Origin of the sequence: Caulobacter sp. SSI4214, from assembly GCF_012184455.1 — a bacterium.
Classification (GTDB): Bacteria; Pseudomonadota; Alphaproteobacteria; order Caulobacterales; family Caulobacteraceae; genus Caulobacter; species Caulobacter vibrioides_E.
In genome coordinates this window covers 33,130-55,575 of the sequence record NZ_SZWJ01000013.1, presented here as the reverse complement: position 1 = coordinate 55,575, position 22,446 = coordinate 33,130, and the positions used below count along the sequence as shown (strand labels likewise).

Sequence of the window (22,446 nt, the reverse complement as noted above, 5' to 3'; positions counted from 1 at the left end):
ACTTACGAACATGTCCGATCCCGCTCAGCCCGCTCCCGCGACGCAGGTCGCTTCCAACGCCAAGCGCCGCCAGCAACTGACCCTGCTGGGCGGGGCCGTCGCCATAGGCGTCGTCGGCTATGGCGCCTGGTGGCTGGCCTTCGACAGCCACTATGTCGAGACCGACGACGCCTATGTCGGCGCCGAGACCGCCCAGGTCACGGCCCTGTCGCCCGGCCCGGTGGCCAAGATCTTCGTCTCTGAAACCCAGGCCGTGAAGGCCGGCGATCCTCTGGTGATCATCGACGACGCCGACGCCCGCATCGCCGTCGCCCAGGCCGAGGCCGCCTTGGGTCAGGCCGAGCGCAAGGTGAAGGGCTATTTCGCCTCCGATACGGCCCTGGCGGGGCAGTTCGAGGCCCGTCAGGCCGATGTGACCCGCGCCGACGCTCAGATCACCGCCGCGAAAGCCGACGTCGAGCGCGCCCGCGTGGACCTCTCGCGTCGCCAGGCCCTGGTGTCGCAGGGCGCCGTGTCGGGCGACGAGCTGACCGCCGCCCAGAACCGCTTCGCCAACGCCCAGGCCGCGCTGAACGCCGCCCAAGCGGTCCGCGCCCAGGCCCTAGCCAGCCGCGACGCCGCCCTGGGTTCGCGCGAAGCCAACACTGTGCTGATCTCTGGCGCTTCCGTTGGTGAGAACCCCGAAGTCCTGGCCGCGCGGGCGCGCCTTGAGGCGGCTCGCCTGAGCCTGGCCCGCACCGTGGTGCGCGCGCCGGTCGATGGCGTGGTGGCTCGCAAGTCTGTGCAGGTCGGCCAGCAGGTGGCGGTCGGCGCGCCGATGATGGCCGTTGTGCCGGTCCGCGAGGCCTATGTCGACGCCAACTTCAAGGAAGTGCAGCTGAAGAAGGTGGTCCCCGGCCAGCCGGTCGTCCTGACCTCCGACCTCTACGGCGGCGGCGTGAAGTTCCACGGCAAGGTCAAGGGCCTGGCCGGCGGCAGCGGTTCGGCCTTCTCGCTGATCCCGGCCCAGAACGCCTCGGGAAACTGGATCAAGGTCGTGCAGCGCGTTCCCGTCCGCATCACCCTGGACCCGGCCGATCTCGCCAAGCACCCCCTCCGCGTGGGCCTGTCGATGAAGGCCAAGATCGACGTCGCGAAGTAATCCAGCGTTCGCAAGGAGACGTCCCATGGCGTCCGATCCCTCTCAAGCCTCAGGTCCGCCGCCCATGGCGGGCGGACTGCTGGCTGTCACCTCGATCGCCTTGGCGCTGGGCACCTTCATGCAGGTGCTGGACAGCACCATCGCCAACGTCTCGATCCCCACCATCGCCGGCAATCTGGGCGTCAGCTCCAGCCAGGGCACCTGGGTGATCACCGCCTTCGCCGTCGCCAACGGCGTTTCGGTGCCGCTGACGGGCTGGCTGATGGGCCGCTATGGCGTGGTCAAGACCTTCGTGGCCTCGGTGATCCTGTTCACGATCGCCTCGTTCTTGTGCGGCGTCTCCTGGAACCTGGAGTCGCTGATCTTCTTCCGCATCCTGCAAGGGGCGGTGTCGGGACCCATGATCCCCGGGTCGCAAGCCCTACTGATCATGATCTTCCCGCCCAACAAGCGGGGCACGGCCCTGGCGATCTGGTCGATGACTACGCTGGTCGCCCCGATCTGTGGTCCGATCCTGGGCGGCTACATCTCCGACAACATCTCCTGGCCGTGGATCTTCCTGATCAACGTCCCCGTCGGCATCCTTTGCGCGGTCATCTGCTGGCGGAACATGGCCAGCCGCGAGACCCCGACCCGCAAGCTGCCGATCGATCGCACCGGCTTCATGCTGCTGCTGATCTGGGTCGGCGCGCTGCAGGTCATGCTGGATACCGGCAAGGAGGCCGACTGGTTCTCGTCGCCGGCCATCGTCGTGGAGCTGATCCTGGCGATCATCTTCTTCATCGCCTGGGTCATCTGGGAAGTGAACGAGAAGAACCCGATCGTCGACCTGTCGCTGTTCCGCTCCAGCAACTTCGTGATCGGCACGATCGCCTTCTGCCTGGGCTACGCGGTGTTCTTCGGCAACAATCTCTTGCTGCCGCTGTGGCTGCAGACGCGGATGGGCTACATCGCGACCTGGGCCGGTCTGGTGGCCGCGCCCAGCGGCGTGGTGGCGGTGTTCCTGACCCCGTTCATGGCCCGTCTGATGGGCAAGGTGGACGCCCGCTGGATGGCGACGCTGTCTCTCGCCGCGTTCGCTCTCTCGTTCTACATGCGCTCGGGCTACACGCCGGACGCCAATTTCTGGGCGCTGGTCATGCCGATGCTGGTGCAAGGCGTGGCGATGAGCACCTTCTTCATCTCGATGGTGACCATTTCGCTGAACGGCATTCCGCCGCAGCAGACGCCGCAGGCCTCGGGGTTGTCGAACTTCTCGCGGATCACCGCCGGCAGCTTCGCCGCTTCGTTGGCGACGACGATCTGGGATCGGGGCGAGTCCGTGCACCAGACGCGCCTGGCCGAAACGATGAGTTCGGGCAGCCCGGCGTGGATCGACGCGGTCGGCAAGCTGCAGGCGACCGGGATGAGCCATTTGCAGGCGGTTGGGGCGGTCACTCAGCAGGTGATCAACCAGGCCTATTTGTTGGCGGCGCTGGACTTCTTCCGCGTCTCGGCTTGGCTCTGCGTGATCCTGATCCCGCTGATCTGGCTGACCAAGCGGGCGATGAGCGGCGGCGGGGCGCACGCCGCGGCCGACTGATCCTGATTGGCGAGCGCGGTCGCGCCGCGCTCGCCATGGGCTTTTAGATCTTTTGGGCGCGCAGGCGCTTCTGCCGATCGATGGTCAGGGCGACCAACGTGGCGACCGCGCCAGAGGCCAGATAGAGACCAACGGCTGGAAGGCCCCAGAAGCTGGCCAGGCTGAGGGCCGCCAACGGGGCGAAGCCCGCGCCGATCAGCCACGACAGGTCCGAGGTCAGGGCCGCGCCCGAATAGCGGAAGCGCTTGGAGAACCGCGAGCTGACCGCGCCGGCGGCTTGACCGAAGGACAGGCCCAGGATCGCGAAACCGATCAGCACATAGGCCGTGCGGCCGCCGCTTCCGGCGTCCATCAGGCGCGGCGCGAGAAGGCTGAAGCCGCCGATCAGAATGGCCGAGAGGGCCAGTTGGTTCTGGCGATTGATTCGATCGGCGATCCAGCCCGAGATCATGATGGAGACGACGCCCACCAGAGCGCCAACCAGCTCGATCCGCAGGAAGGTTAGGGCTTCGTCGGGCTGGTGCAGCGTCACCCACGACAGCGGGAACACCGTCACCAGATGGAACATGGCGAAGGTGGCCAGCGGGGCGAAAGCGCCGATGATCACGTTGCCGCCCTCGTGGCGGATCAGGTTGGTCAAGCGGGCAGGGCGTAGTTCGCGACGCTCGAACAGGGCGCCGAACTCGTCGGTGGCCACGATGCGCAGGCGGGCGAACAGCGCCACCACGTTGATGGCGAAGGCCGCGAAGAACGGATAGCGCCAGCCCCAGTCCAGAAAGTCCTTGGCCCCCAGGCTCGCGACGAAATAGGCGAAGAGGCCGCTGGCCAGCATGAAGCCGAACGGCGCGCCCAGTTGCGGGATCATGGCGTACCAGCCGCGCTTGTTCTCCGGCGCGTTCAGCGCCAGCAGCGACGCCAGGCCGTCCCAGGCGCCGGCCAGCGCCAGGCCTTGTCCGACGCGGCAGGCCGCCAGGGCCCAGATGGCCAGTGGTCCAACCGCGGCGTAGCCAGGCAAGAAGCTGATGGCGGCGGTCGAGCCGCCCAGCAGGAACAGGGCGATGGTCAGCTTCACGCCTCGGCCGTGGCGGCGGTCGATCATGCCGAAGATCGCCGAGCCGATGGGACGGGCGATAAAGGCCAGGGCGAAGACGCCGAAGGACAGCAGAACGCCCGTCAGTCGATCGACGAATGGGAAGAACAGCTGGGGAAACACCAGCACCGAGGCGATCGCGTAGACGAAGAAGTCGAAGAACTCGGAGGTGCGACCAATCACCACACCGATGGCGATCTCACCGGGGCGGACCCCCTTGTGGTCGGCGTGGAGTCTTCGGGCGTCGCGCTCGAGACCCGACGACGTGGGGATTACGAATTGCTGAGCCATATGCGTTACGCGCCTTTTCCTGCCGTTCCGTCCCGTCGGTCCCGTCGCCTTTTCGGCGTTATAAGGCGCAGCATGAGACCAAACGGACGGGTCTGGCAAACGTCTTGAACGGTGTTCGGCTCCGGCGCGCCGCGGGCGGCATTTTTTGACCTAGGACAAACCGTCCAATGTCGCGGCGCGGCGCCATCCATTATCGCGGCCGGCCATGCGTCCTAACCACCCGCCCGATCGTTACTCCCCCATGCAAGCGTTGAAGAAAATCGCCGTCGCGCCGCTCCTGCTGGCCCTCGGCGGCTGCAAGATGGTCGTGATGAACCCCTCCGGGGATATCGCGGCGCAGCAGCGCGACCTGATCATCATCGCCACCGTGCTGATGCTGCTGATCATCGTGCCGGTGATCATTCTCACGCTGCTGTTCGCGTGGAAGTACCGTCGCTCGAACGAAGCGGCGAAGTACGATCCCGATTGGCACCATTCGACGCGGCTGGAGATCGTGATCTGGGCCGCGCCGCTGGTGATCATCACCATCCTGGGCGCGGTGACCTGGACCAGCACGCATCTGTTGGACCCCTATCGACCGCTGGACCGCATCGCGCCCGGCCGAGCCGCCGCTACGAAGCCTTTGAAGGTCCAGGTCGTCGCCCTCGATTGGAAATGGCTGTTCATCTATCCGGAGCTGGGAATCGCCACGGTCAATGAACTGGCCGCGCCGGTCGACACGCCGATCGATTTCGACCTGACCAGCTCGTCGGTGATGAACTCGTTCTACGTTCCCGCCCTGGCCGGCCAGATCTACGCCATGCCCGGGATGCGGACCCAGCTGCACGCCGTGATCAACAAGCCCGGCGAGTACGAGGGCTTCTCGGCCAATTACAGCGGCGCGGGCTTCTCGGACATGCGCTTCAAGTTCCATGGCCTGAGCCAGGCCGACTTCCAGCAATGGGCGCGGGACGTCCGCGGCGGCAAGGGCGAGCTGAACCGTTCGGTCTATCTCGTCTTGGAAAAGCCGAGCCAGAAGACCCCCGTGCAGCGCTTCGCATCGGTCGATCGCGACCTGTTCGACGCGACCGTCAATCGCTGTGTCGAGCCTGGCAAGATGTGTCAGCACGACATGATGCGCATCGACGCGGCCGGCGGCCTCGGCATGGCCGGCGTCTACAACGTCACCACCCTGGAATACGACAAGCGCGTCCGGCGCGGGGAGGGCGGTCTGCGCGCGTTCGTCGCCGCGCTCTGCGCCCCGCCCAAAGCCACGACCGCGTCTGTCGCCCGCTGATTCAGCCTAGAGACCTCAATGTCCCCGGATCTCGTCAAATTCCTCTTCGGCCGTCTCACCTGGGACGCCATTCCGTTCCACGAGCCGATCCTGCTCGCCACCTTCGCGGTCGTCGCCCTGGGCGGCGTCGCGGTGCTGGGCTTGCTGACCTACTACAAGGCCTGGGGTTATCTCTGGCGCGAGTGGCTGACCAGCGTGGATCACAAAAAGATCGGGGTGATGTACATCATCCTGGCGATCGTCATGCTGTTGCGCGGCTTCGCCGACGCGCTGATGATGCGGGCGCAGCAGGCGATCGCGTTCGGCGATCACGCCGGCTACCTGCCGCCTCACCACTATGACCAGATCTTCACGGCCCACGGCGTGATCATGATCTTCTTCGTGGCGATGCCGCTGGTGACGGGCCTGATGAACCTGGTCGTGCCGCTGCAGATCGGCGCGCGCGACGTGGCCTTTCCGTTCCTGAACAACTTCAGCTTCTGGATGACGGTCGGCGGCGCGGTGACGGTGATGCTGTCGCTGTTCGTCGGCGAGTTCGCCCGCACGGGCTGGCTGGCCTACCCGCCGCTCTCGAACCTGGCCTACAGTCCCGACGTCGGGGTCGACTACTACATCTGGGCGCTGCAGGTGGCGGGCGTGGGCACCACGCTGTCGGGGATCAACCTGATCGTCACGATCATCAAGATGCGCGCGCCGGGCCTCAGCCTGATGAAGATGCCGGTCTTCACCTGGACGTCGCTGTGCACGAACGTGCTGATCGTCGCGACCTTCCCGATCCTGACCGCCACCCTGGCCCTGCTGACGGCGGACCGTTACCTCTACACGAACTTCTTCACGAACGACTTCGGCGGCAACCCGATGATGTACGTGAACCTGATCTGGATCTGGGGCCACCCGGAAGTCTACATCCTGATCCTGCCGGCCTTCGGCGTTTTCTCGGAAGTGGTGTCTACCTTCTGCGGCAAGCGTTTGTTCGGCTACAGCTCGATGGTCTACGCCACCGTGGTCATCACCATCCTGTCGTACCTGGTGTGGCTGCACCACTTCTTCACGATGGGCTCGGGCGCCAGCGTGAACTCGTTCTTCGGGATCACCACGATGATCATCTCGATCCCGACGGGCGCGAAGATCTTCAATTGGCTGTTCACGATGTACCGCGGCCGGATCCGCTTCGAGACGCCCATGCTCTGGACGGTCGGCTTCATGGTCACCTTCGTGATCGGGGGCATGACCGGCGTGCTGCTGGCCGTTCCGCCCGCCGATTTCGTTCTGCACAACAGCCTGTTCCTGATCGCGCACTTCCATAACGTGATCATCGGCGGCGTGGTGTTCGGCATGTTCGCCGGCATTAACTACTGGTTCCCCAAGGCCTTTGGCTTCAGGCTCAATTCGTTCTGGGGCAAGGTCTCGTTCTGGTGCTGGCTGGTCGGCTTCTGGGTCGCCTTCGCGCCGCTCTACGTGCTGGGCCTGATGGGCGTAACCCGTCGCCTGAACCACTTCGAGGACCCATCGCTGCAGATCTGGTTCGTGATCGCCGCCATCGGCGCCGTGATCATTCTGTTCGGCATCCTGGCGTTCCTGGTCCAGATCATCGTCAGCATCCGCGATCGCGAGGCGCTGCGCGACGTGACCGGCGATCCGTGGGGCGGCCGCACCCTGGAATGGGCGACCTCGTCGCCGCCGCCGGCCTACAACTTCGCCTTCACGCCGGTTATCCATCAGATCGACGCCTGGTGGGACATGAAGCAACGGGGCTATGAGCGTCCGACCAGCGGCTTCATCCCGATCCACATGCCCGCCAACACCGGCGCCGGCGTGGTGCTGGCCGGGATCAGCACGGTGCTGGGCTTCGCGATGATCTGGCACATCTGGTGGCTGGCGGCGCTGTCGTTCGTGGCGCTGATCGGCTCGACGATCGTCCACACCTTCAACTTCAAACGTGACTACTACATCCCGGCCGAGGAGGTCGTCCGCGTCGAGGACGAGCGCACCCAGGCCCTGCGGAGCCTCGCCTGACCATGGCCTCTCACGCTCAAACCCTGACCGCGGCCGACGCCGATCGGTTCCACATGACCGAAGAGCACCATCCGGAGAACGGGACCCTGCTGGGGTTCTGGATCTACCTGATGAGCGACTGCCTGATCTTCGCCGTGCTGTTCGCGGCCTATGCGGTGCTGGGGCGCAACTACGCGGCCGGCCCGTCGGGCGCGGACCTGTTCGAGCTGCCGGTCGTGGCGGTGAACACCGGGCTGTTGCTGTTCTCGTCCATCACCTACGGCTTCGCCATGCTGTCCGCCCAGGCGGGCCGCAAGACGCCGACCCTGGTCTGGCTGGCGATCACGGGCCTGTTCGGGGCCGGCTTCCTGACGCTGGAGCTGACCGAGTTCGCCCACCTGATCCACGAGGGCGCGGGGCCGCAGCGCAGCGCCTTCCTGTCGTCGTTCTTCACGCTGGTCGGCACGCACGGCCTGCACGTGACCTTCGGCATCATCTGGCTGGTCACCCTGATGGTCCAGGTCGGCCAGCGCGGGCTCGACGAGGCCATGCGTCGCCGTCTGATGTGCCTGTCGATGTTCTGGCACTTCCTCGACGTCATCTGGATCGGCGTCTTCTCGTTCGTCTATCTGCTGGGAGTCCTGAAATGACCGCCGCCGACACTCACGCCCCCGGCGCGCACGAAGGTCACGGCCACGACGCCGGTCACGGCAGCCTGAAGGACTATGTCATCGGCTTCGTCCTGGCGGTGATCCTGACGGCCATCCCGTTCTGGCTGGTCATGGGCCATGTGTTGCCGACCGCTCAGATGACCGCCGTGGCGGTGATGGGGCTGGCGGTGATCCAGGTGCTGGTCCACATGATCTATTTCCTGCACATGAACTCGCGTTCGGAAGGCGGATGGACCCTGCTGGCCCTGATGTTCACCCTGATCCTGGTCGTGATCACGCTGAGCGGATCGCTCTGGGTGATGCACAACCTCAATACCCACATGATGCCGGTGACCGCTCACGACATGCAGCAGATGCCTTGAGGCGGTCCGCGAGCGGCGCCGCCGGGGCTATCCTCTTCATCAGCCTCTGCGCCGTCCTCACCGTGCTGTTCCTGAGCTTGAGCGCCTGGCAGGTTCAGCGCCGGGCCTGGAAGCTCGATCTGATCGCGAGCGTCGAGCGGCGTATTCACGCCGCGCCCGTTCCCGCGCCGGGGCCGGCGACCTGGGCCGGGATCTCCGGCCAAGCCGACGCCTACCGCCGCGTGGCGCTGACCGGCGTTTATGATCATGCCCGCGAGACTCTCGTCCAGGCCGTAACCGAGAAGGGCGCGGGCTTTTGGGTCATGACGCCGTTGCGGGTCGACCAAGGTTTCACGGTCCTGGTGAACCGAGGCTTTGTTCCGGGCGACCTCAGGCTGGCCAGCACCCGGGCGGCCGGTCAGGTGAAGGGGCCCGTCTCCGTCATCGGACTGCTGCGCTTGAGCGAGCCCCATGGCGGGTTCCTGCGCGCGAACCGGCCGAGAGAGGGCCGCTGGTATTCCCGTGATGTGCAGGCCATCGCGACCGCGAAGGGTCTTTCCGAAGTCGCGCCGTATTTCGTGGACGCCGATGGCGCGCCCAATCCAGGCGGCTGGCCGCTGGGCGGGTTGACGGTGGTGCGGTTCCCTAACAGTCATCTGGTCTACGTGCTGACCTGGTTTGGCCTGGCCTTGCTGACCGGCGGCGCGGGCGTCTACGTGTGGCGAGAGGCGAGGCGGGAGACGCGACGGGCATGACGCCGACGGCCAGCATGGTGATCTCCGGCGTCTCGGGATGGCTTTCGGGCGCGCGCGCGGCCGAAAACGCCAACGGTCCGGCCGACGCCATCGCCCGCCAGAACATGCTGCAGCTGATCCACCTGCGCTGGATCGCGGTGCTGGGCCAGGTCGTCACCATCCTGGCGGTTCATTTCAGCCTCGGCTTCAAGGTGCCGCTGGCGGCGATGATGCTGGTGCTGGCGGGCCTGGTGGCGTTGAACCTGTTCAGTCTGCTGCGGCTAAAGCGCGACGCCCCGCTGGGACCGTATGACCTGTTCGCGGCCTTGGCCCTCGATGCTCTGGCTCTGACCGCTCAGCTCTATTTCAGCGGTGGCGCCACCAACCCATTCACGACCCTATACCTGCTGCACGTGATCCTCGGCGCGGTGCTGCTGGAGGCGTGGGCGACCTGGGCGATCGTGGCGCTGACCACGTTCTGCTTCGTGATGCTGCTGAGCTTCAACCGGCCGATCATCGCCTCTGGGCTCAGCGATCAGGCGTTTTTCGACCTCTTCCTGATGGGCATGTTGCTGGGCATCGTGCTCGACGCCCTGTTGCTGGTCACCTTCGTCGGGCGGATCAACGCCAACCTGCGCCGACACGACGCGCGGCTGGCCGAACTTCGGCAGCGGGCGGCCGAGGAGACCCACATCGTCCGCATGGGCCTCCTGGCGTCTGGCGCGGCGCACGAGCTGGGCACGCCCCTGGCGACCCTGGACGTGATCCTGGGCGACTGGCGGCGAATGCCCATCTTCGCGGGCAACCCGGAGCTGGCCCAGGAGCTGGAGGACATGCGCGGCGAGGTCCGGCGCTGCAAGTCGATCGTCACCGGCGTTCTGATGTCGGCGGGCGAGGCGCGCGGCGGCGAGGTCCGCGTCAGCACCCTGCGCGCCTTCATGGACGAGGTCGCGGGCGAGTGGCGAGCGACGCGCGGCGATCAGGCGCTGGTCTATGAAACCGACCTCGTCGCCAAGACGCCCATCGCGGCGGAATCCACCCTCAAGCAGGTGATCCATAACGTCCTCGACAACGCCTTGGAGGCCTCGCCCGGCGCGGTGAGGCTCTGGGTCGGGGCCAGCGAGGGCTGGTTGCGGATCGAGGTGGACGACGACGGCCCGGGCTTTACCGATGAGACCCTGGAAAACTTTGGCGCGCCTTACAACTCCACCAAGGGGCGGGCCGGAGGCGGCTTGGGCCTCTTCCTGGTCGTCAATGTTCTGCGCAAGCTGGGCGGCGCGGCGCGAGCCGAGAACCGAGCCGAAGGCGGCGCGCGCGTCGTTCTGACCCTGCCGTTGGCGGCCCTGGAGATCGAGGATGGCCGCGATGCCTGACCGCAAGCTGATCATCGTCGAGGATGACGAGAAGTTCGCCGCCACCTTGAAGCGGTCGTTCGAGCGCCGCGATTACGAGGTCGTGCATGTGCGCGGCCTGGATGAGGCTCTGACGGCGCTGGAGACCTTCGCGCCGCGCTACGCCGTGGTCGATCTGAAGCTGGCCGGCGAGTCCGGCTTGGCCTGCGTGCGGGCCTTGGCCCAGCGTGACCCGGACATGCTGATCGTGGTTCTGACGGGGTTCGCCAGCATCGCCACCGCCGTCGAGGCCATCAAGCTGGGCGCGCGTCACTACCTGGCCAAGCCTTCGAACACCGACGACATCGAAGCGGCGTTCCATAAGCGCGACGGCGACGTCGACGCCACGATCGGCGAGCGCGCCACCTCGATCAAGAACCTGGAGTGGGAGCGGATCCACCAGACCTTGGTCGAGACCGACTTCAATATCTCGGAAACGGCGCGGCGGCTGGGGATGCATCGCCGCACCCTGGCGCGCAAGCTGGAGAAGCGCCGGATCAGCTGATCCGGCGCTCCAGACCTCAGCTCTTGATCAGGTCGCGCAGCTGCGCGACCGCCCGATCGGCCGGCGACTGGTAGCCGATCGGCCCAACGAACTGTCCCTTGGCGTCGAACAGATAGATCGCCGAGGAATGATCGATCGTGTACCCGCCGCCGTCCTGCGGGACCTTCTGATAGTAGATCCTGTATTCCTTGGCGGCCTTGGCGACGGCCGCTGGCGTTCCCGTGAAACCTCTGATGCGGGGATCGAAGTTCGACAGATAGGTCTTAAGTTGCCGTGGCGTGTCCCGCTCGGGGTCCACCGAGACGAAGACGACGTTCAGCTTGTCGGCGTCGGGCCCCAAGGTTTTCAGCCACGACGTCAGGTCCGCCATCGTCGTCGGACAGACCTCCGGGCAATAGGTGAAGCCGAAGAATATCGCCGTGGGTTTTCCCAGCAGCGACTTCTCGCTGACCGGTTTGCCGTCCTGGTCGATCAGGTTGAACGGCCCGCCGACCTGGAGCAACGAGCGCCCGGCCTCGTCCTTGGGATGACAGGCGGCCAGGGGCATGGCGGCCAAGACCGCCAGGCCCGTCGCGATCAGCATCCGGCGCATCAGCGGTTCATGCCGGGCATGGATGGCATGGACGGCATACGCACCGTGGCCTCGACCTTCACCGGCGCGGCCTTCTGGAACTTCAAGACCATCGGGATCTTGGCGCCGTCCTTAAAGGCTACCTTGGGCGAAATCAGCATCAGGTGCTCGCCGCCCGGCTTCAGGGCCACGGCCTTGCCCGCCGGCAGGGGCAAACCGTCAAGCTTGCGCATTCGCATGACGCCGCCGTCCATGGACATCGAGTGAATTTCGCCGTGATCGGCGGCCGTGGTTTCGACCGTGACCAAGCGATCGTCGGCGCTGGCGGTCAGGGTGACGTAGCATCCCCCGGCGAGGGCTCCGGCGGGCGCCGGGCGGCACCAGGCCTCGGTCGCGGTCACGACGGGCGCCGCCGCCTGGGCCGTGGACGCCGTCAGCAGGGCGGCGAGGACGATGAGAGAGAGGGTCTTCATGTTCAGGCTCCGGTCTTGAAGAGCGGCGACGAGGTCAGCCGACGGTAAATGAGATCGAGGAGCAGCACCGTGATGAGCGAAGCTCCGACAAGGGGATAGAGAACGGCGAGGGGCAGCACGATGGCCAACAAGCCGGCATAGGCGCCGGGGCGAGTGGGGCGGGGCGGTGCGGCGAGGCGCCCTTTTGGGCGACGCTTCCACCACATAACCAGGGCCGAGCCGCCGAGAAGCCAGATGGCGACGCAGCCCGCCAGCATGACGAGCTTGTTGACCAGGCCGAACTCCTGCCCCTGGTGGACGGAGATGCTCCACTCGATGGCCTTGGCCGCCGGGCCGAACCGACGATAGCCGATATCGTCCAGGACGTGGCCGTCGCGGCCATCCAGATAGAGGGTCCGCGTCCGCTCGACATGGTCGGGCATATAGGACGCCGTCCACGTTCCGCCCGGCGCCTGGGGCAGGGTGAGGGTGAAGCCGTCGGTCAGACCGTCAGCCCGAGCCTTGGCGACGATGTCGTCGACGCCCAGGACCTTGGCCTGCATCATGCGGGCATGTTCGTTCGCGCTCATCCCGGGCATGGGCGACGGGCTGGACGTGTCCGGCGGCGCGTGGGCGCCCAGGGCCCAGGGGACGCCGTCACGCTCGACGGATTTGACGGGGTGATGCCGCTCGGCGATCGGCGGTTTGGGGCGGCCCCAACCGGCTTCGGTGGTCAATTGCCGCACTTCCTTGCCCCAGAAGATCGACCACGGCATTCCGGTCGCCGCCAGGAAAACGATGACGATCCCCGCGAAGGCGCCCGTCACCGCGTGCAGGTCGCGCCAGAAGAGGCGCCTGGCCGGTCCGCCCCGCACCGTCACCACGCCGCCGTTCTGGCCGCGCGGCCACCACAGGAAGACGCCGGTGGCGACCAGCACGATGGCCCAACCCGCGACGACTTCGACGAGGCCATTCATCACGGGACCGGCGATGTCGAGGCTGTGCACGCGTTTGATCACGCCCATGAGGCCGCCGGGCGTGGTGACCCCCAGATAAGCGCCGTCGTGCGGGTCGACATAGGCTGTCCTTTGATGCGCCTTGTCGCCGACCAACACCTGCACGGAGCGGTCGCCCCGAGACGGGATGATGAGTTGGGTGGCCTTGGCGCCGGCTCCAGCTTCGGCGCTGGCGATCCAGGCGGAGGGCGGCGCCCGCGCGGTACGATCGGCCACGACCACCAGCGGACGATGGATGATCGCCGTGAGCTCGGTCTTGAACAGATAGACGCCTCCGGTCAGGGCCATCAGCATCAGAATGGGCAGAACGAGAAGGCCCGCGTAGAAGTGCCAGCGCCAGAAGGCGCGATACACTTCGCCGGCCGGAGTCCTGACCTCGGAGCTTGGAATTTCGCTCATCGTTATCTTCCCGATGGGCGCGGCGACCTAGGGGCCGCCGCGCCACGGATTAGAACGAGACGGTCACGCCGCCGAACACCGAACGCCCGTCGCCCGGCCACAAGGTGGCGGTCGCAGCAGTCCAGGTGATGGCGGCCTGGGTGTTGGAGACATAGGCCTTGTCGGCCAGGTTGCGGGCGTCGAGGAACAGCGAGACCTCGGGCGTGACCTTCCATCCCGCGTTGAGGTTGAGGATCGCGTAGGATGGCGCGGTCTTGGTGTTGCTGTAATCGATCCACTGATCCGTCGCCGACCACTCGACCGACGGCGCGACGAACCAGCCGCGCGGGTCGTCGTAGCGCACTTCCGAGCGGTAGAAGTTCTTGGGCACGATCGGTAGTCGGTTGTCGCGGTAGACCGCGTCGCCGTCGAAGTGGAAGTCGGAATAGGTCCAGCTCTGACGAACCCGCCAACGCGGGGCCACCGCCCAGTCCAGCGCCGCCTCGATCCCTTGGTGGATGGTCTTGTCTGCGTTGAAGGTCGAGGCCGGAATCGACGAACTGACCGCGTATTGCAGCATCTCGCCCTTCAGGTTGGCGCGATAGAGCGTCAGGTCGTAGGTGAACGGACCCCGATGGCCGCGCGCGCCGACCTCGCCGGTCCAAGCTTTCTGGGCCTTGACGGGCGCGAAGCCGATATTGGTGGGCGACATCGAGCCGAAATTGGGCGGTTCGACCGACCGCGTCAGATTGGCGAAGACCTGGTTTCCCGCGTCGTCCTGCCACAACAGGCCGATGCGGGGCGAAAGCCAGTCATAGGTCTTGGAGGCGGTTAGGTTGAAGGTGCTCTTCACCCCGGGAACGGCGACGCTGACATAGTCGCGCTCGGCTTGGCCCCAGGTCGCGCCGCCCACCACGGCGATGTGGTCGCTGACGAACACCCGGCCTTCGCCGAAGACATCGATGGCCTTGGCGTTCTGGTAGGAGACCGACTGCAGCGCCCCGCGTCCCCCGCGATTGTTGATATAGAAGTGGGAGTCCAGATCGCCCTGCCGATACCAGGCGCCGAAGAAGGCGTCGGCCTTCAGGTCGCCGACGCGGCCGTCCCAGTCGAACCGGCCAAAGGCGCCGTAGTTGCGGCTCTTCTGGTCGATGACCTGGAAGATCGGGTGGTCCAGATCTTTCCAGACGGCGTACAGCGAGCCTTGGAACACCAGGTCGTCGTTCAGCCGCCAGGTCGTCGCCAGCGAGCCGCGCACGCCGCGCTGGTTGCGGCCCTGGTCGCCGGCCAAGTTGCCGGCGGGGGTCTGGCGCGGGTTGGCGTTGAACTGGTCCAGCGTCAGCGCGCCGGGGATTTCCTGATTGATGTTCGAACCGTTAACGATGAACCGCACCTCGCGGTCCTGGCCGAAGGCTCGGCCGATGTTGAGGCTGCCGAACTGGATGTTCTGCTGGCTCTGCGAGCGCCAGCCCTGGCTGGTCTGGTTCGTGCCAGCGGCGTAGATGTCCCAGTCGCCGATTTGGCGGGCGATGGCGACATGCTCCCGGATCATGCCGAACGAGCCGCCATCGAGTCGGAACTGGTTGGAGAAGCCCGCGTCCTTGCCCGTCGGCGTGACCATGTTGATCGCGCCGCCCAGCAGAGCGCCGCCGAAGCGCAGGGCGTTGCCGCCGCGATAGACCTCGGCGTAGCGGGTGTTGAGCGGATCGGCGATCTGACTGTCGCCATAGCCGTCGGCCTCGTTCAGCGGCACGCCGTCCTGGGCCAGCAGCAGGCCCCGGTTGTGGTTGGCGTTGCCGATCCCCGAGCCTCGGATCGAGATGCGAACGTCGCCGCCCCACTTGCGCTGCGCATAGACGCCCGGCGCGTCGCGCAGCATGTCGTCCAGGGCCAGGGCCTCGCGGTTGATGTAGGATTCTTGTGAGATCACCGACACGGCGCCCGGGGTTTCGGAGAGCCGCTTGCGCGCGGCCGCCACCACGGGCGGGTCCTCGGCGTTGGGGCGGGCGGTGACAATGACCGAGGAGACCTGGTTTTGGTCAGGATCCGGATTGGCCCAGGCGGCGACCGGGGCGAGAAAAAGGGCGGCCGACGAGGCCAGCAGGAGAGATTTCATGGTCTGAGTCCTTCGACCGCGCGCGGCGGCCGTGCATGATCTGCGGCGCGCGGCGATCAGGTCGCGCGCGCGATGTTGGGACCGGTCGCGAGCGACCGGCGGTCAGATCAGGAGGACGGGAGGACCAGTCGGGGGCGGCGGAGGCGCGGCCAGGCCTCGGCCGGGAGCGACCGCGCGTTCCAGAGGAGTCGGCGGCGCCAGATAGGCGACAAGCTGTACGGCGTCGGTCGCGGTGACCGTGGGCGGCGGAGCGGCCGCGCCCTGGCAGGCGAAGGGGCAGCCGCCGTCGTGAGCGGCCTTCTTGTCTTGGCTGTCGCCCTTGTGCCCGGCCAGGCTTTGGCCGGGCTCGACCATCCTGGCGCCGTCGCCGGTGCAGAGCACCAGGGCGAACGGCAGGCCATTTCGAGGCTCCATGCCCGGCATGTAGCCTGCCGGGATCATGATCTTCAGCGCGATCGCCAGGGTCGCGAGCACCAGGAAGGCGTCGCGCGCAAGCAGTCTTGCGGTAGCGGTCAAGCGAGTCACGTCGGCCGCTTTAGCGCAGTCGCTCGCGCTTGTCTTCGGGACAATCGGTCCATGCCGCCCTTCGTGGAAGGTCGCGCCCGGATGGCGCGACGCCGTCGTTCCCGCTAAGACCCGCGCCATGCTGCGTATTTCGGAACTGAAGCTGCCGCTCGGCCACCCGCCGGAAGCGATGAAGCCCGCGATTATCGAGCGCCTGGGGATCAAGGCCGACGATCTCGAGGGCTTCGAGATCGCCCGCCGCGCCCACGACGCGCGCCGCAAGTCGGCGATCCTGATGGTCTACACCGTCGATGTGAGCCTGCGCGACGAGGCCGCCGTGCTGGCGCGGTTCGCTGGCGACCACCACGTGCGCGTTAGGCCGGACACGTCCTACAAGCTGGTCGCCAAGGCGCCCGAGGGCTTCGACGGTCCGCGCCCCGTGGTCATCGGCGCTGGCCCCTGCGGATTGTTCGCCGGTCTGATCCTGGCTCAGATGGGCCTTAAGCCCATCATCGTCGACCGGGGCAAGGTCGTGCGCGAGCGGACCAAGGACACCTGGGGCCTGTGGCGGCGCGGGGAGTTGAATCCCGAGTCCAACGTGCAGTTCGGCGAGGGCGGGGCGGGGACCTTCTCGGACGGCAAGCTCTATAGCCAGATCAAGGACCCGCGCTTCCTGGGACGCAAGGTTCTGGAGGAGTTCGTCAAGGCCGGCGCGCCCGAGGAGATCCTGACCGAGGCCCACCCGCACATCGGCACCTTCCGACTGGTGCACATGGTCGAGCAGATGCGGGCGCTCATCGAGAGCCTGGGCGGCGAGTATCGCTGGCGAAACAAGGTCGAGGACTTCGATATCGAGGTCGGCGCGGACGGTTCGCGCCGGTTGAAGGGCCTGCATATCGCCGGTGGTGACTACCTGCCCACGACCCACGTGGTCATGGCCCTGGGCCACAGCGCGCGCGACACCTTCCAGACCCTGTACGATCGCGGCGTCCATATCGAGGCCAAGCCCTTCTCGATCGGCGTGCGGATCGAGCATCCTCAGTCCTGGATGGACAGGGCGCGGTTCGGCGACTGCGCCGGCCACCCCGATCTGGGCGCGGCGGACTACAGCCTGTCGCACCACTGCGCGAATGGCCGCACTGTCTATAGCTTCTGCATGTGTCCGGGCGGCACGGTGGTGGCGGCGACTTCCGAGCCCGAGCGCGTCGTCACCAACGGCATGAGCCAATATTCGCGCAACGAACGGAACGCCAATTCCGGCTTCGTGGTCGGCATCGATCCGGAGCGCGACTATCCGGGCCACCCGCTGGCGGGCGTCGCGTTCCAGCGCAAGTGGGAGAGCCTGGCCTATGTGGCGGGCGGGTCCAGCTACCGGGCGCCGGGCCAGAAGGTCGGCGACTTCTTGGCTGGACGACCCTCGTCGGCGCTGGGCGAGGTCACCCCCTCCTACAAGCCGGGCGTGACGCTGACGGATCTGTCGACCTGCCTGCCGGACTTCGTGATCGAGGCCATGCGCGAGGCGCTGCCGGTCTTCGGGCGCCAGATCCCCGGCTACGACCATCCCGACGTCCTGCTGACCGGCGTCGAGACCCGCACGTCTTCGCCGGTGCGGATCACGCGCGGCAAGGACTTCCAGAGCGTGAACACCGCCGGGCTCTATCCAGCCGGCGAAGGCGCGGGCTACGCCGGCGGCATTCTTTCGGCCGCGGTCGACGGGATCAAGGTGGCCGAGGCTGTCGCCCTGGCCTATGTGGCCGAGGGGCTGATCCCCGCGACGGCCTGACGGCCATCGCGGGGCTTCGCGCTTATTCGGCCGGAATGGCGGCCTGGGCCAGCGTCGGATAGTCCGTATAGCCTTCGGCGCCAGGGCCGTAGAAGGTGGCCGGAACCGGCGCGTTCAGAGGCGCGCCCGTCTTCAGGCGCTCGACCAGGTCCGGATTGGCGATGAAGGCCTTGCCGAACGCGATAGCGTCGGCCTTTCCGGCGTCCAGCGCGGCGTTGGCGCTGGCGAGGTCGAACTTCTCGTTGGCGATGTAGACGCCGCCGAAGGCCGCCTTCAGTCGCGGACCCAGGCTATCGGCGGCCTCATATTCGCGGGCGGAAACGAAGCCGATCTTGCGCTCGCCCAGCGCCTTGGCGACATAGCCGAAGGTGGCCGGCAGGTCGCTGTCGCCCATCGAGTGGCTATCCGCGCGCGGCGCCAGGTGGACGCCGACGCGGTCGGCGCCCCAGACGGAAATGGCCGCGTCCGTGGCTTCCAGCAGCAGGCGGGCGCGGTTCTCGATCGAGCCGCCGTACTGGTCGGTGCGCTGGTTGGACCCGTCCTGCAGAAACTGGTCGAGCAGATAGCCGTTGGCGCCGTGCAGTTGCACGCCGTCGAAGCCGGCGGCCTGGGCGTTCTCCGCGCCCTGGCGGAAGGCTTCCACGACGCCGGCGACCTCCTCGGTGGTCAGGGCGCGCGGCGTCGGATAGGGGCGTTCGGGGCGCAGCAGGCTGACGTGGCCCTTGGCCGCGATCGCGCTGGGCCCGACCGGGGCTTCGCCATTCAGCAGCGAGGGATCGGAAATGCGGCCGACGTGCCAGATCTGCATGAAGATGCGGCCGCCCTTGTCGTGGACGGCCTTGGTCACCTGCTTCCAGGCCTCGGCTTGATCCTTGGACCAGATGCCCGGAACGCCCGCGTAGCCGACGCCTTGCGGCGTGACCGGCACGCCTTCGGAAATGATCAGCCCGGCCGAGGCGCGCTGGCCGTAGTACTCGGCCATCAGGGCGTTGGGCGTGTGGGTCGGACCGGCGCGCAGACGCGTCAGGGGCGCCATGACCACGCGATTGGCCAAGGTCAGGTCGCCGATGCGCAGCGAGTCGAACAGGTTAGGCATGAAGGATGTCCGTCGAACAACGGCGCCGACCCTCCGTCGGCGTCTACGCGGCTATCTGGGGCCGACCTGCCCAATCGCAACCGTAACTCGTTCTATTTCATCTAAAAGCCCGGGGCCTAAATCGGAAAATCTGGCTTGGCCGCCTCAGCGGGGCCGTCGGTGTTTGTCGAGGTCGAGTCCGTGGCGAGCGACCTTGTCATAGAAGGTCTTGCGGGGAATGCGCAGGACCTTCAGCGCCGAGCGGACGTCGCCGCCACAACCGGCCAGAACCTCCTCGATCACACGCGCCTCGTAGGTCGCCACCCGCTCGGGCAGCGAGGGTTGTTCGGCGATTGAGGGCGGCGCTGGGTCGGCGAGGCCGAGAGCCACGCGCTGGGCGTAGTGACCCAGCTCTCGAACATTGCCGGGCCAGTCGTGATTGTGCAAACGCCAGCGCACGCGGTCGTCGATCGAGGGCTGCGGCCCGTTTAGCCGCTCGCAGGCCCGCGCCAGGAAGTGGGCGAACAGCAGCGGAACGTCCTCGCGCCTTTCGCGCAGGGGCGGGATGCGAATACGCACGACGTCCAGACGGTGGAAGAGGTCCTGACGGAACGCTCCCGCCGCCACGGCCTCGGCCAGATCGCCCTTGGCGGCGGCGACGACACGGAGGTCCAGCGTATGGGCGCGGTTGGAGCCCAGCGGCGTGATCTCGCGCTCCTCGAGCACGCGGAGGAACTTGCCCTGGGCGTCGGGCGCGAGGGTTTCGATCTCGTCGAGGAACAGCGTGCCGCGATCCGCTTGCTGGATGCGCCCGACACGCTGACGCACCGCGCCGTTGAAGGCCCCCAGTTCATGGCCGAAGAGCTCGCTGTCCAGCGCCTGAACGGGCAAGGCGGCGCAGTCGACCGCGACGAACTCGCGATCGCGACGGCGTCCCCAGGCGTGGAGGGCGCGGGCCGCCAGCTCCTTGCCGACGCCAGTCTCGCCCTCCAGCAGCACATCGACATCGGCCGAGGCGAGCTGGCGCAGCGTGGCGCGCAGGCGCTCCATGACGGGCGTCTGGCCGATCAGGGGCCAGTCGTCGCGCGCCTCGTCGGCGATGGTTCGCAACTGGCGATTTTCCAGGACGAGCCGGCGCTTCTCCAGGGCGCGACGCACGCTGCTGACCAGGCGATCGGGCGCGTAGGGCTTGGCGACGAAGTCGTAGACGCCGTCCCGCATGGCCTCGACCGCCTCGGAAACGTCGGCGTGGCCGGTGATCAGGATGACGGGGAGGTCCTCGTCCCGCGCCTTCAGGCGAACAAACAACTGGCGACCGTCCATGCGCGGCATCCGGATGTCGCTGACCACCACGCCGGCGAAGCCGTCGGGCAGGGCGGCCAGCGCCGCCTCGGCCGAGGCGAAGGCCAGAACCTCGAAGCCCGCCAAGCGCAGCGCCTGGATATTGGCTTCGCGCAAGGCCTCGTCGTCGTCGATGAAAGCGACCTGATTCACGGAAAGCGGATGGGCGGAAGCGGGCATCACGAATGCGCCTTGGGCAGGGACAGGACGAAACACGCGCCGCGCGGCGCGGGCTCCAGGCTAAGCTCGCCGCCGAACGCCGCGACGATATCGCGGCTGATGACCAGGCCCAGGCCCAGACCTCGCGGCTTTGTGGTCGCGAACGGCGTGAACAGGGTCTCGGCGGCTTCCGCGGCGACGCCTGGGCCGTTGTCGGCCACCGCGACGCGAACCCACGCCCGCTTGACCGAGACCGCTATGCGGATTTCCGGATCGGGCCGGTTCTCGAGGGCCTCAAGAGCGTTCTGCAGAAGGTTGACCAACACCTGCTCCAGGCGGAAGCGCTCTGCCATCACCTGGGCGGCTTCATCGGCCTCGTTTCGAACAACACGCACCCCCTGTTGGCGCAGGCGCGGGTCGAGCAGCAGCAGCGCGCCGTCGATCGCATCGCGCAGCAAAACCGGGGCAGGCGGGGAGTTCGACTTGCGGGCGAAGGCGCGCAACTCGTCGGTGATCCGGCCGATGCGGTCGGTCAGACCGGCGATCAGCCCTAGATTGGCCTTGACCGTCTTGTCGTCGCCGCGTCTCAGGAAGATCGCGGCGTTGTCGGCATAGGCGCGGATGGCCGCGACCGGCTGGTTGATCTCGTGCGCCACGCCCGCCGCGATCTGGCCCAGGGTGGCCAGCTTGTTGGATTGGATCAGTTCGTCCCGCATCAGGTGAACATGCGCTTCGGCGCGGCGCCGTTCTTCCATCTCGACCGTCAGGCGCTGGTTCGCGGCGCTGAGTTCGGCGGTGCGCTCCTGGACGCGGGTCTCCAGCTCCCGGCGCGCGGCGTCCTGGCGGGCGGCGCGAACGGCGCCCTGGCTTCGCCACCGCAGGATCGTCGCGGCGCCGGCGCAGAGCGCGAGCCCTATCATCAGAGCGATCGCGCGCGCGCCGGTCTTGGCCGCTCGCAAAGCCGAACCGACGGGCGTGAGGGTGTAGATGGTCCACCCCGAAGTCGCCAAGCTGGCGCTAGCGGCCATATAGCGTCGCTTCGGCTGGCCGGGCGGCTCGATCTCGGTCAGCGTGGGGACGCGACTCGGCGCCAAGGCGGGTCTGGCGTCTAGCAAGGTGAAAGGCGCGTCGCCAAAGCGGTGTTCGGCGCGCAGTTGGTCTTGGTCGGCCAGCGGCAGCGGATGCAAGGTCCGAAACCGCCAGGCGGGGATCGAGGTGACCAGGATCACGCCCTGGGAATCCGCGGCGAAGGCGGGCTCGGACGCCGACCATTCGGCTTCCAGAGACTCGAACTCTACCTTGACGACGACCACCCCCAGCGGTCCGTCGGGCCCTTCGACGCGACGCGACATGAAAAGGCCCGGTCGGCGGCTGACGGTGCCCAACGCGAAAAGCTCGGCCGTTCCGTCGGTCATGGCCTCTCGGAAATAAGGCCGGAAGCTATAGTCGGAACCGACGAAGCTGGTCGGCTGGCGCCAGTTGCTCGCGGCGATCGTCATGCCCTTGGCGTTCACGACATAGATCACCGCCGCCCGCGTTCCGCCGCTAAGGCTCTCCAGCTTGCGGTTCAGGACGTCGACGCCACGCGGTTCTGTCGAGCGCAGGGTCCGGGCGACATCGGGGTCCTGAGCCAGCACGAAAGGCAGGGTCCGATGCTTGGCCAGTTCGCTGCGCAGCACCGCCGCGTGCAGGGTGGCGGACGCCTGGGCCTGACGCGCGAGATCCTCGGCGGCCCGCCTTCCGGCCAGTGAGTCCGCGAAGCCGATCGCGCCCGCCAGCAGCACAAGGCTGACCAGGCCGAAGATGATCCAGCGCTGGACGGTTGGGCCTCCATGATCCGGCAAGACTTCAGAAGTCATTCAAATGCTCTTGTGGATTGCGCGAAATTTCGCACAAGTCGGATCGCTACGGTAGGGTTTTTCGCCCTAAGGGGCCTTGAGCCAAGATAGCCGGACGTATGGAAGTCCAGAAAAATCAGAGGGATTTGGCTTTTTCCGATACCGCTTGCGCGGCGTCCTTCCTGCGAGGATCGTC

The 22,446-nt window shown here is 67.0% G+C and carries 19 protein-coding genes; 10 read left to right on the top strand and 9 right to left on the bottom strand.

Annotated features, from left to right (window positions below):
- The first annotated feature begins 10 nt into the window (after positions 1-10).
- Positions 11-1,141, top strand: a complete 1,131-nt coding sequence (locus FCU40_RS06060; RefSeq protein ID WP_168073663.1) for an HlyD family efflux transporter periplasmic adaptor subunit — start codon at positions 11-13, stop codon at positions 1,139-1,141.
- A 25-nt stretch (positions 1,142-1,166) separates the two neighbouring features.
- A complete protein-coding gene (locus FCU40_RS06055) occupies positions 1,167-2,723 on the top strand; it encodes a DHA2 family efflux MFS transporter permease subunit (protein WP_004615477.1) in 1,557 nt (518 codons plus the stop codon).
- Positions 2,724-2,766: 43 nt separating this feature from the next.
- Here FCU40_RS06055 and FCU40_RS06050 read toward each other — a convergent pair whose 3' ends face one another.
- Positions 2,767-4,104 (bottom strand): MFS transporter, encoded by a 1,338-nt coding sequence (locus FCU40_RS06050; protein WP_004615476.1) that lies wholly within the window; start codon positions 4,102-4,104, stop codon positions 2,767-2,769.
- Between the two features lie 205 nt (positions 4,105-4,309).
- Between FCU40_RS06050 and cyoA the strand changes: the two genes are divergently transcribed.
- The 7 genes from cyoA to FCU40_RS06015 are packed head-to-tail and all read left to right on the top strand — an operon-like array spanning position 4,310 to position 11,017.
- Positions 4,310-5,380, top strand: coding sequence for a ubiquinol oxidase subunit II (gene cyoA, locus FCU40_RS06045; RefSeq protein WP_168073661.1), 1,071 nt, complete (start codon positions 4,310-4,312; stop codon positions 5,378-5,380).
- A gap of 18 nt (positions 5,381-5,398) precedes the next feature.
- The gene (gene cyoB / locus FCU40_RS06040) at positions 5,399-7,396 is read left to right on the top strand and encodes a cytochrome o ubiquinol oxidase subunit I (protein ID WP_168073659.1); all 1,998 of its coding nucleotides are present in this window, start codon (positions 5,399-5,401) and stop codon (positions 7,394-7,396) included.
- Between the two features lie 2 nt (positions 7,397-7,398).
- The gene (cyoC, locus tag FCU40_RS06035) at positions 7,399-8,025 is read left to right on the top strand and encodes a cytochrome o ubiquinol oxidase subunit III (RefSeq protein WP_168073657.1); all 627 of its coding nucleotides are present in this window, start codon (positions 7,399-7,401) and stop codon (positions 8,023-8,025) included.
- Positions 8,022-8,408, top strand: coding sequence for a cytochrome o ubiquinol oxidase subunit IV (gene cyoD, locus FCU40_RS06030; protein ID WP_004615472.1), 387 nt, complete (start codon positions 8,022-8,024; stop codon positions 8,406-8,408). Before cyoC ends, cyoD begins: the two co-directional genes overlap by 4 nt.
- Entirely contained in the window at positions 8,405-9,142 is a 738-nt protein-coding gene (locus tag FCU40_RS06025; protein ID WP_206677299.1) for an SURF1 family protein, read from the top strand. Before cyoD ends, FCU40_RS06025 begins: the two co-directional genes overlap by 4 nt.
- Positions 9,139-10,494: an ATP-binding protein gene (locus FCU40_RS06020; protein WP_168073655.1), complete on the top strand. Its 1,356-nt coding sequence runs from the start codon at positions 9,139-9,141 to the stop codon at positions 10,492-10,494. The genes FCU40_RS06025 and FCU40_RS06020 overlap by 4 nt, the downstream gene beginning before the upstream one ends.
- Positions 10,478-11,017, top strand: a complete 540-nt coding sequence (locus FCU40_RS06015) for a response regulator transcription factor (protein WP_168073653.1) — start codon at positions 10,478-10,480, stop codon at positions 11,015-11,017. Before FCU40_RS06020 ends, FCU40_RS06015 begins: the two co-directional genes overlap by 17 nt.
- Before the next feature lie 16 nt (positions 11,018-11,033).
- Here FCU40_RS06015 and FCU40_RS06010 read toward each other — a convergent pair whose 3' ends face one another.
- The 5 genes from FCU40_RS06010 to FCU40_RS05990 form a co-directional block, all read right to left on the bottom strand.
- On the bottom strand, positions 11,034-11,609 hold the full coding sequence (locus FCU40_RS06010; protein WP_168073651.1) for an SCO family protein: 576 nt from the start codon (positions 11,607-11,609) through the stop codon (positions 11,034-11,036).
- The gene (locus FCU40_RS06005; protein WP_168073649.1) at positions 11,609-12,061 is read right to left on the bottom strand and encodes a copper chaperone PCu(A)C; all 453 of its coding nucleotides are present in this window, start codon (positions 12,059-12,061) and stop codon (positions 11,609-11,611) included. The genes FCU40_RS06010 and FCU40_RS06005 overlap by 1 nt, the downstream gene beginning before the upstream one ends.
- 2 nt (positions 12,062-12,063) lie before the next feature.
- Positions 12,064-13,455: a PepSY domain-containing protein gene (locus FCU40_RS06000; RefSeq protein ID WP_168073647.1), complete on the bottom strand. Its 1,392-nt coding sequence runs from the start codon at positions 13,453-13,455 to the stop codon at positions 12,064-12,066.
- 49 nt (positions 13,456-13,504) lie between these two features.
- Positions 13,505-15,550: a TonB-dependent receptor gene (locus FCU40_RS05995; protein WP_168073645.1), complete on the bottom strand. Its 2,046-nt coding sequence runs from the start codon at positions 15,548-15,550 to the stop codon at positions 13,505-13,507.
- 102 nt (positions 15,551-15,652) lie between these two features.
- Complete coding sequence (locus tag FCU40_RS05990) at positions 15,653-16,075, bottom strand: DUF2946 family protein (protein WP_168073643.1); 423 nt, start codon at positions 16,073-16,075, stop codon at positions 15,653-15,655.
- 118 nt (positions 16,076-16,193) lie between these two features.
- Between FCU40_RS05990 and FCU40_RS05985 the strand changes: the two genes are divergently transcribed.
- A complete protein-coding gene (locus FCU40_RS05985) occupies positions 16,194-17,837 on the top strand; it encodes an NAD(P)/FAD-dependent oxidoreductase (RefSeq protein ID WP_168073641.1) in 1,644 nt (547 codons plus the stop codon).
- Positions 17,838-17,859: 22 nt separating this feature from the next.
- Here FCU40_RS05985 and FCU40_RS05980 read toward each other — a convergent pair whose 3' ends face one another.
- The 3 genes from FCU40_RS05980 to FCU40_RS05970 form a co-directional block, all read right to left on the bottom strand.
- Positions 17,860-18,933 carry an alkene reductase gene (locus FCU40_RS05980; RefSeq protein ID WP_168073639.1) on the bottom strand — a complete coding sequence of 358 codons (1,074 nt, stop codon included), beginning with the start codon at positions 18,931-18,933 and terminating at the stop codon, positions 17,860-17,862.
- Between the two features lie 144 nt (positions 18,934-19,077).
- Positions 19,078-20,433, bottom strand: a complete 1,356-nt coding sequence (locus FCU40_RS05975) for a sigma-54 dependent transcriptional regulator (RefSeq protein WP_168073637.1) — start codon at positions 20,431-20,433, stop codon at positions 19,078-19,080.
- Positions 20,433-22,271 carry an ATP-binding protein gene (locus tag FCU40_RS05970; RefSeq protein WP_168073635.1) on the bottom strand — a complete coding sequence of 613 codons (1,839 nt, stop codon included), beginning with the start codon at positions 22,269-22,271 and terminating at the stop codon, positions 20,433-20,435. Before FCU40_RS05970 ends, FCU40_RS05975 begins: the two co-directional genes overlap by 1 nt.
- Positions 22,272-22,446: the final 175 nt, after the last annotated feature.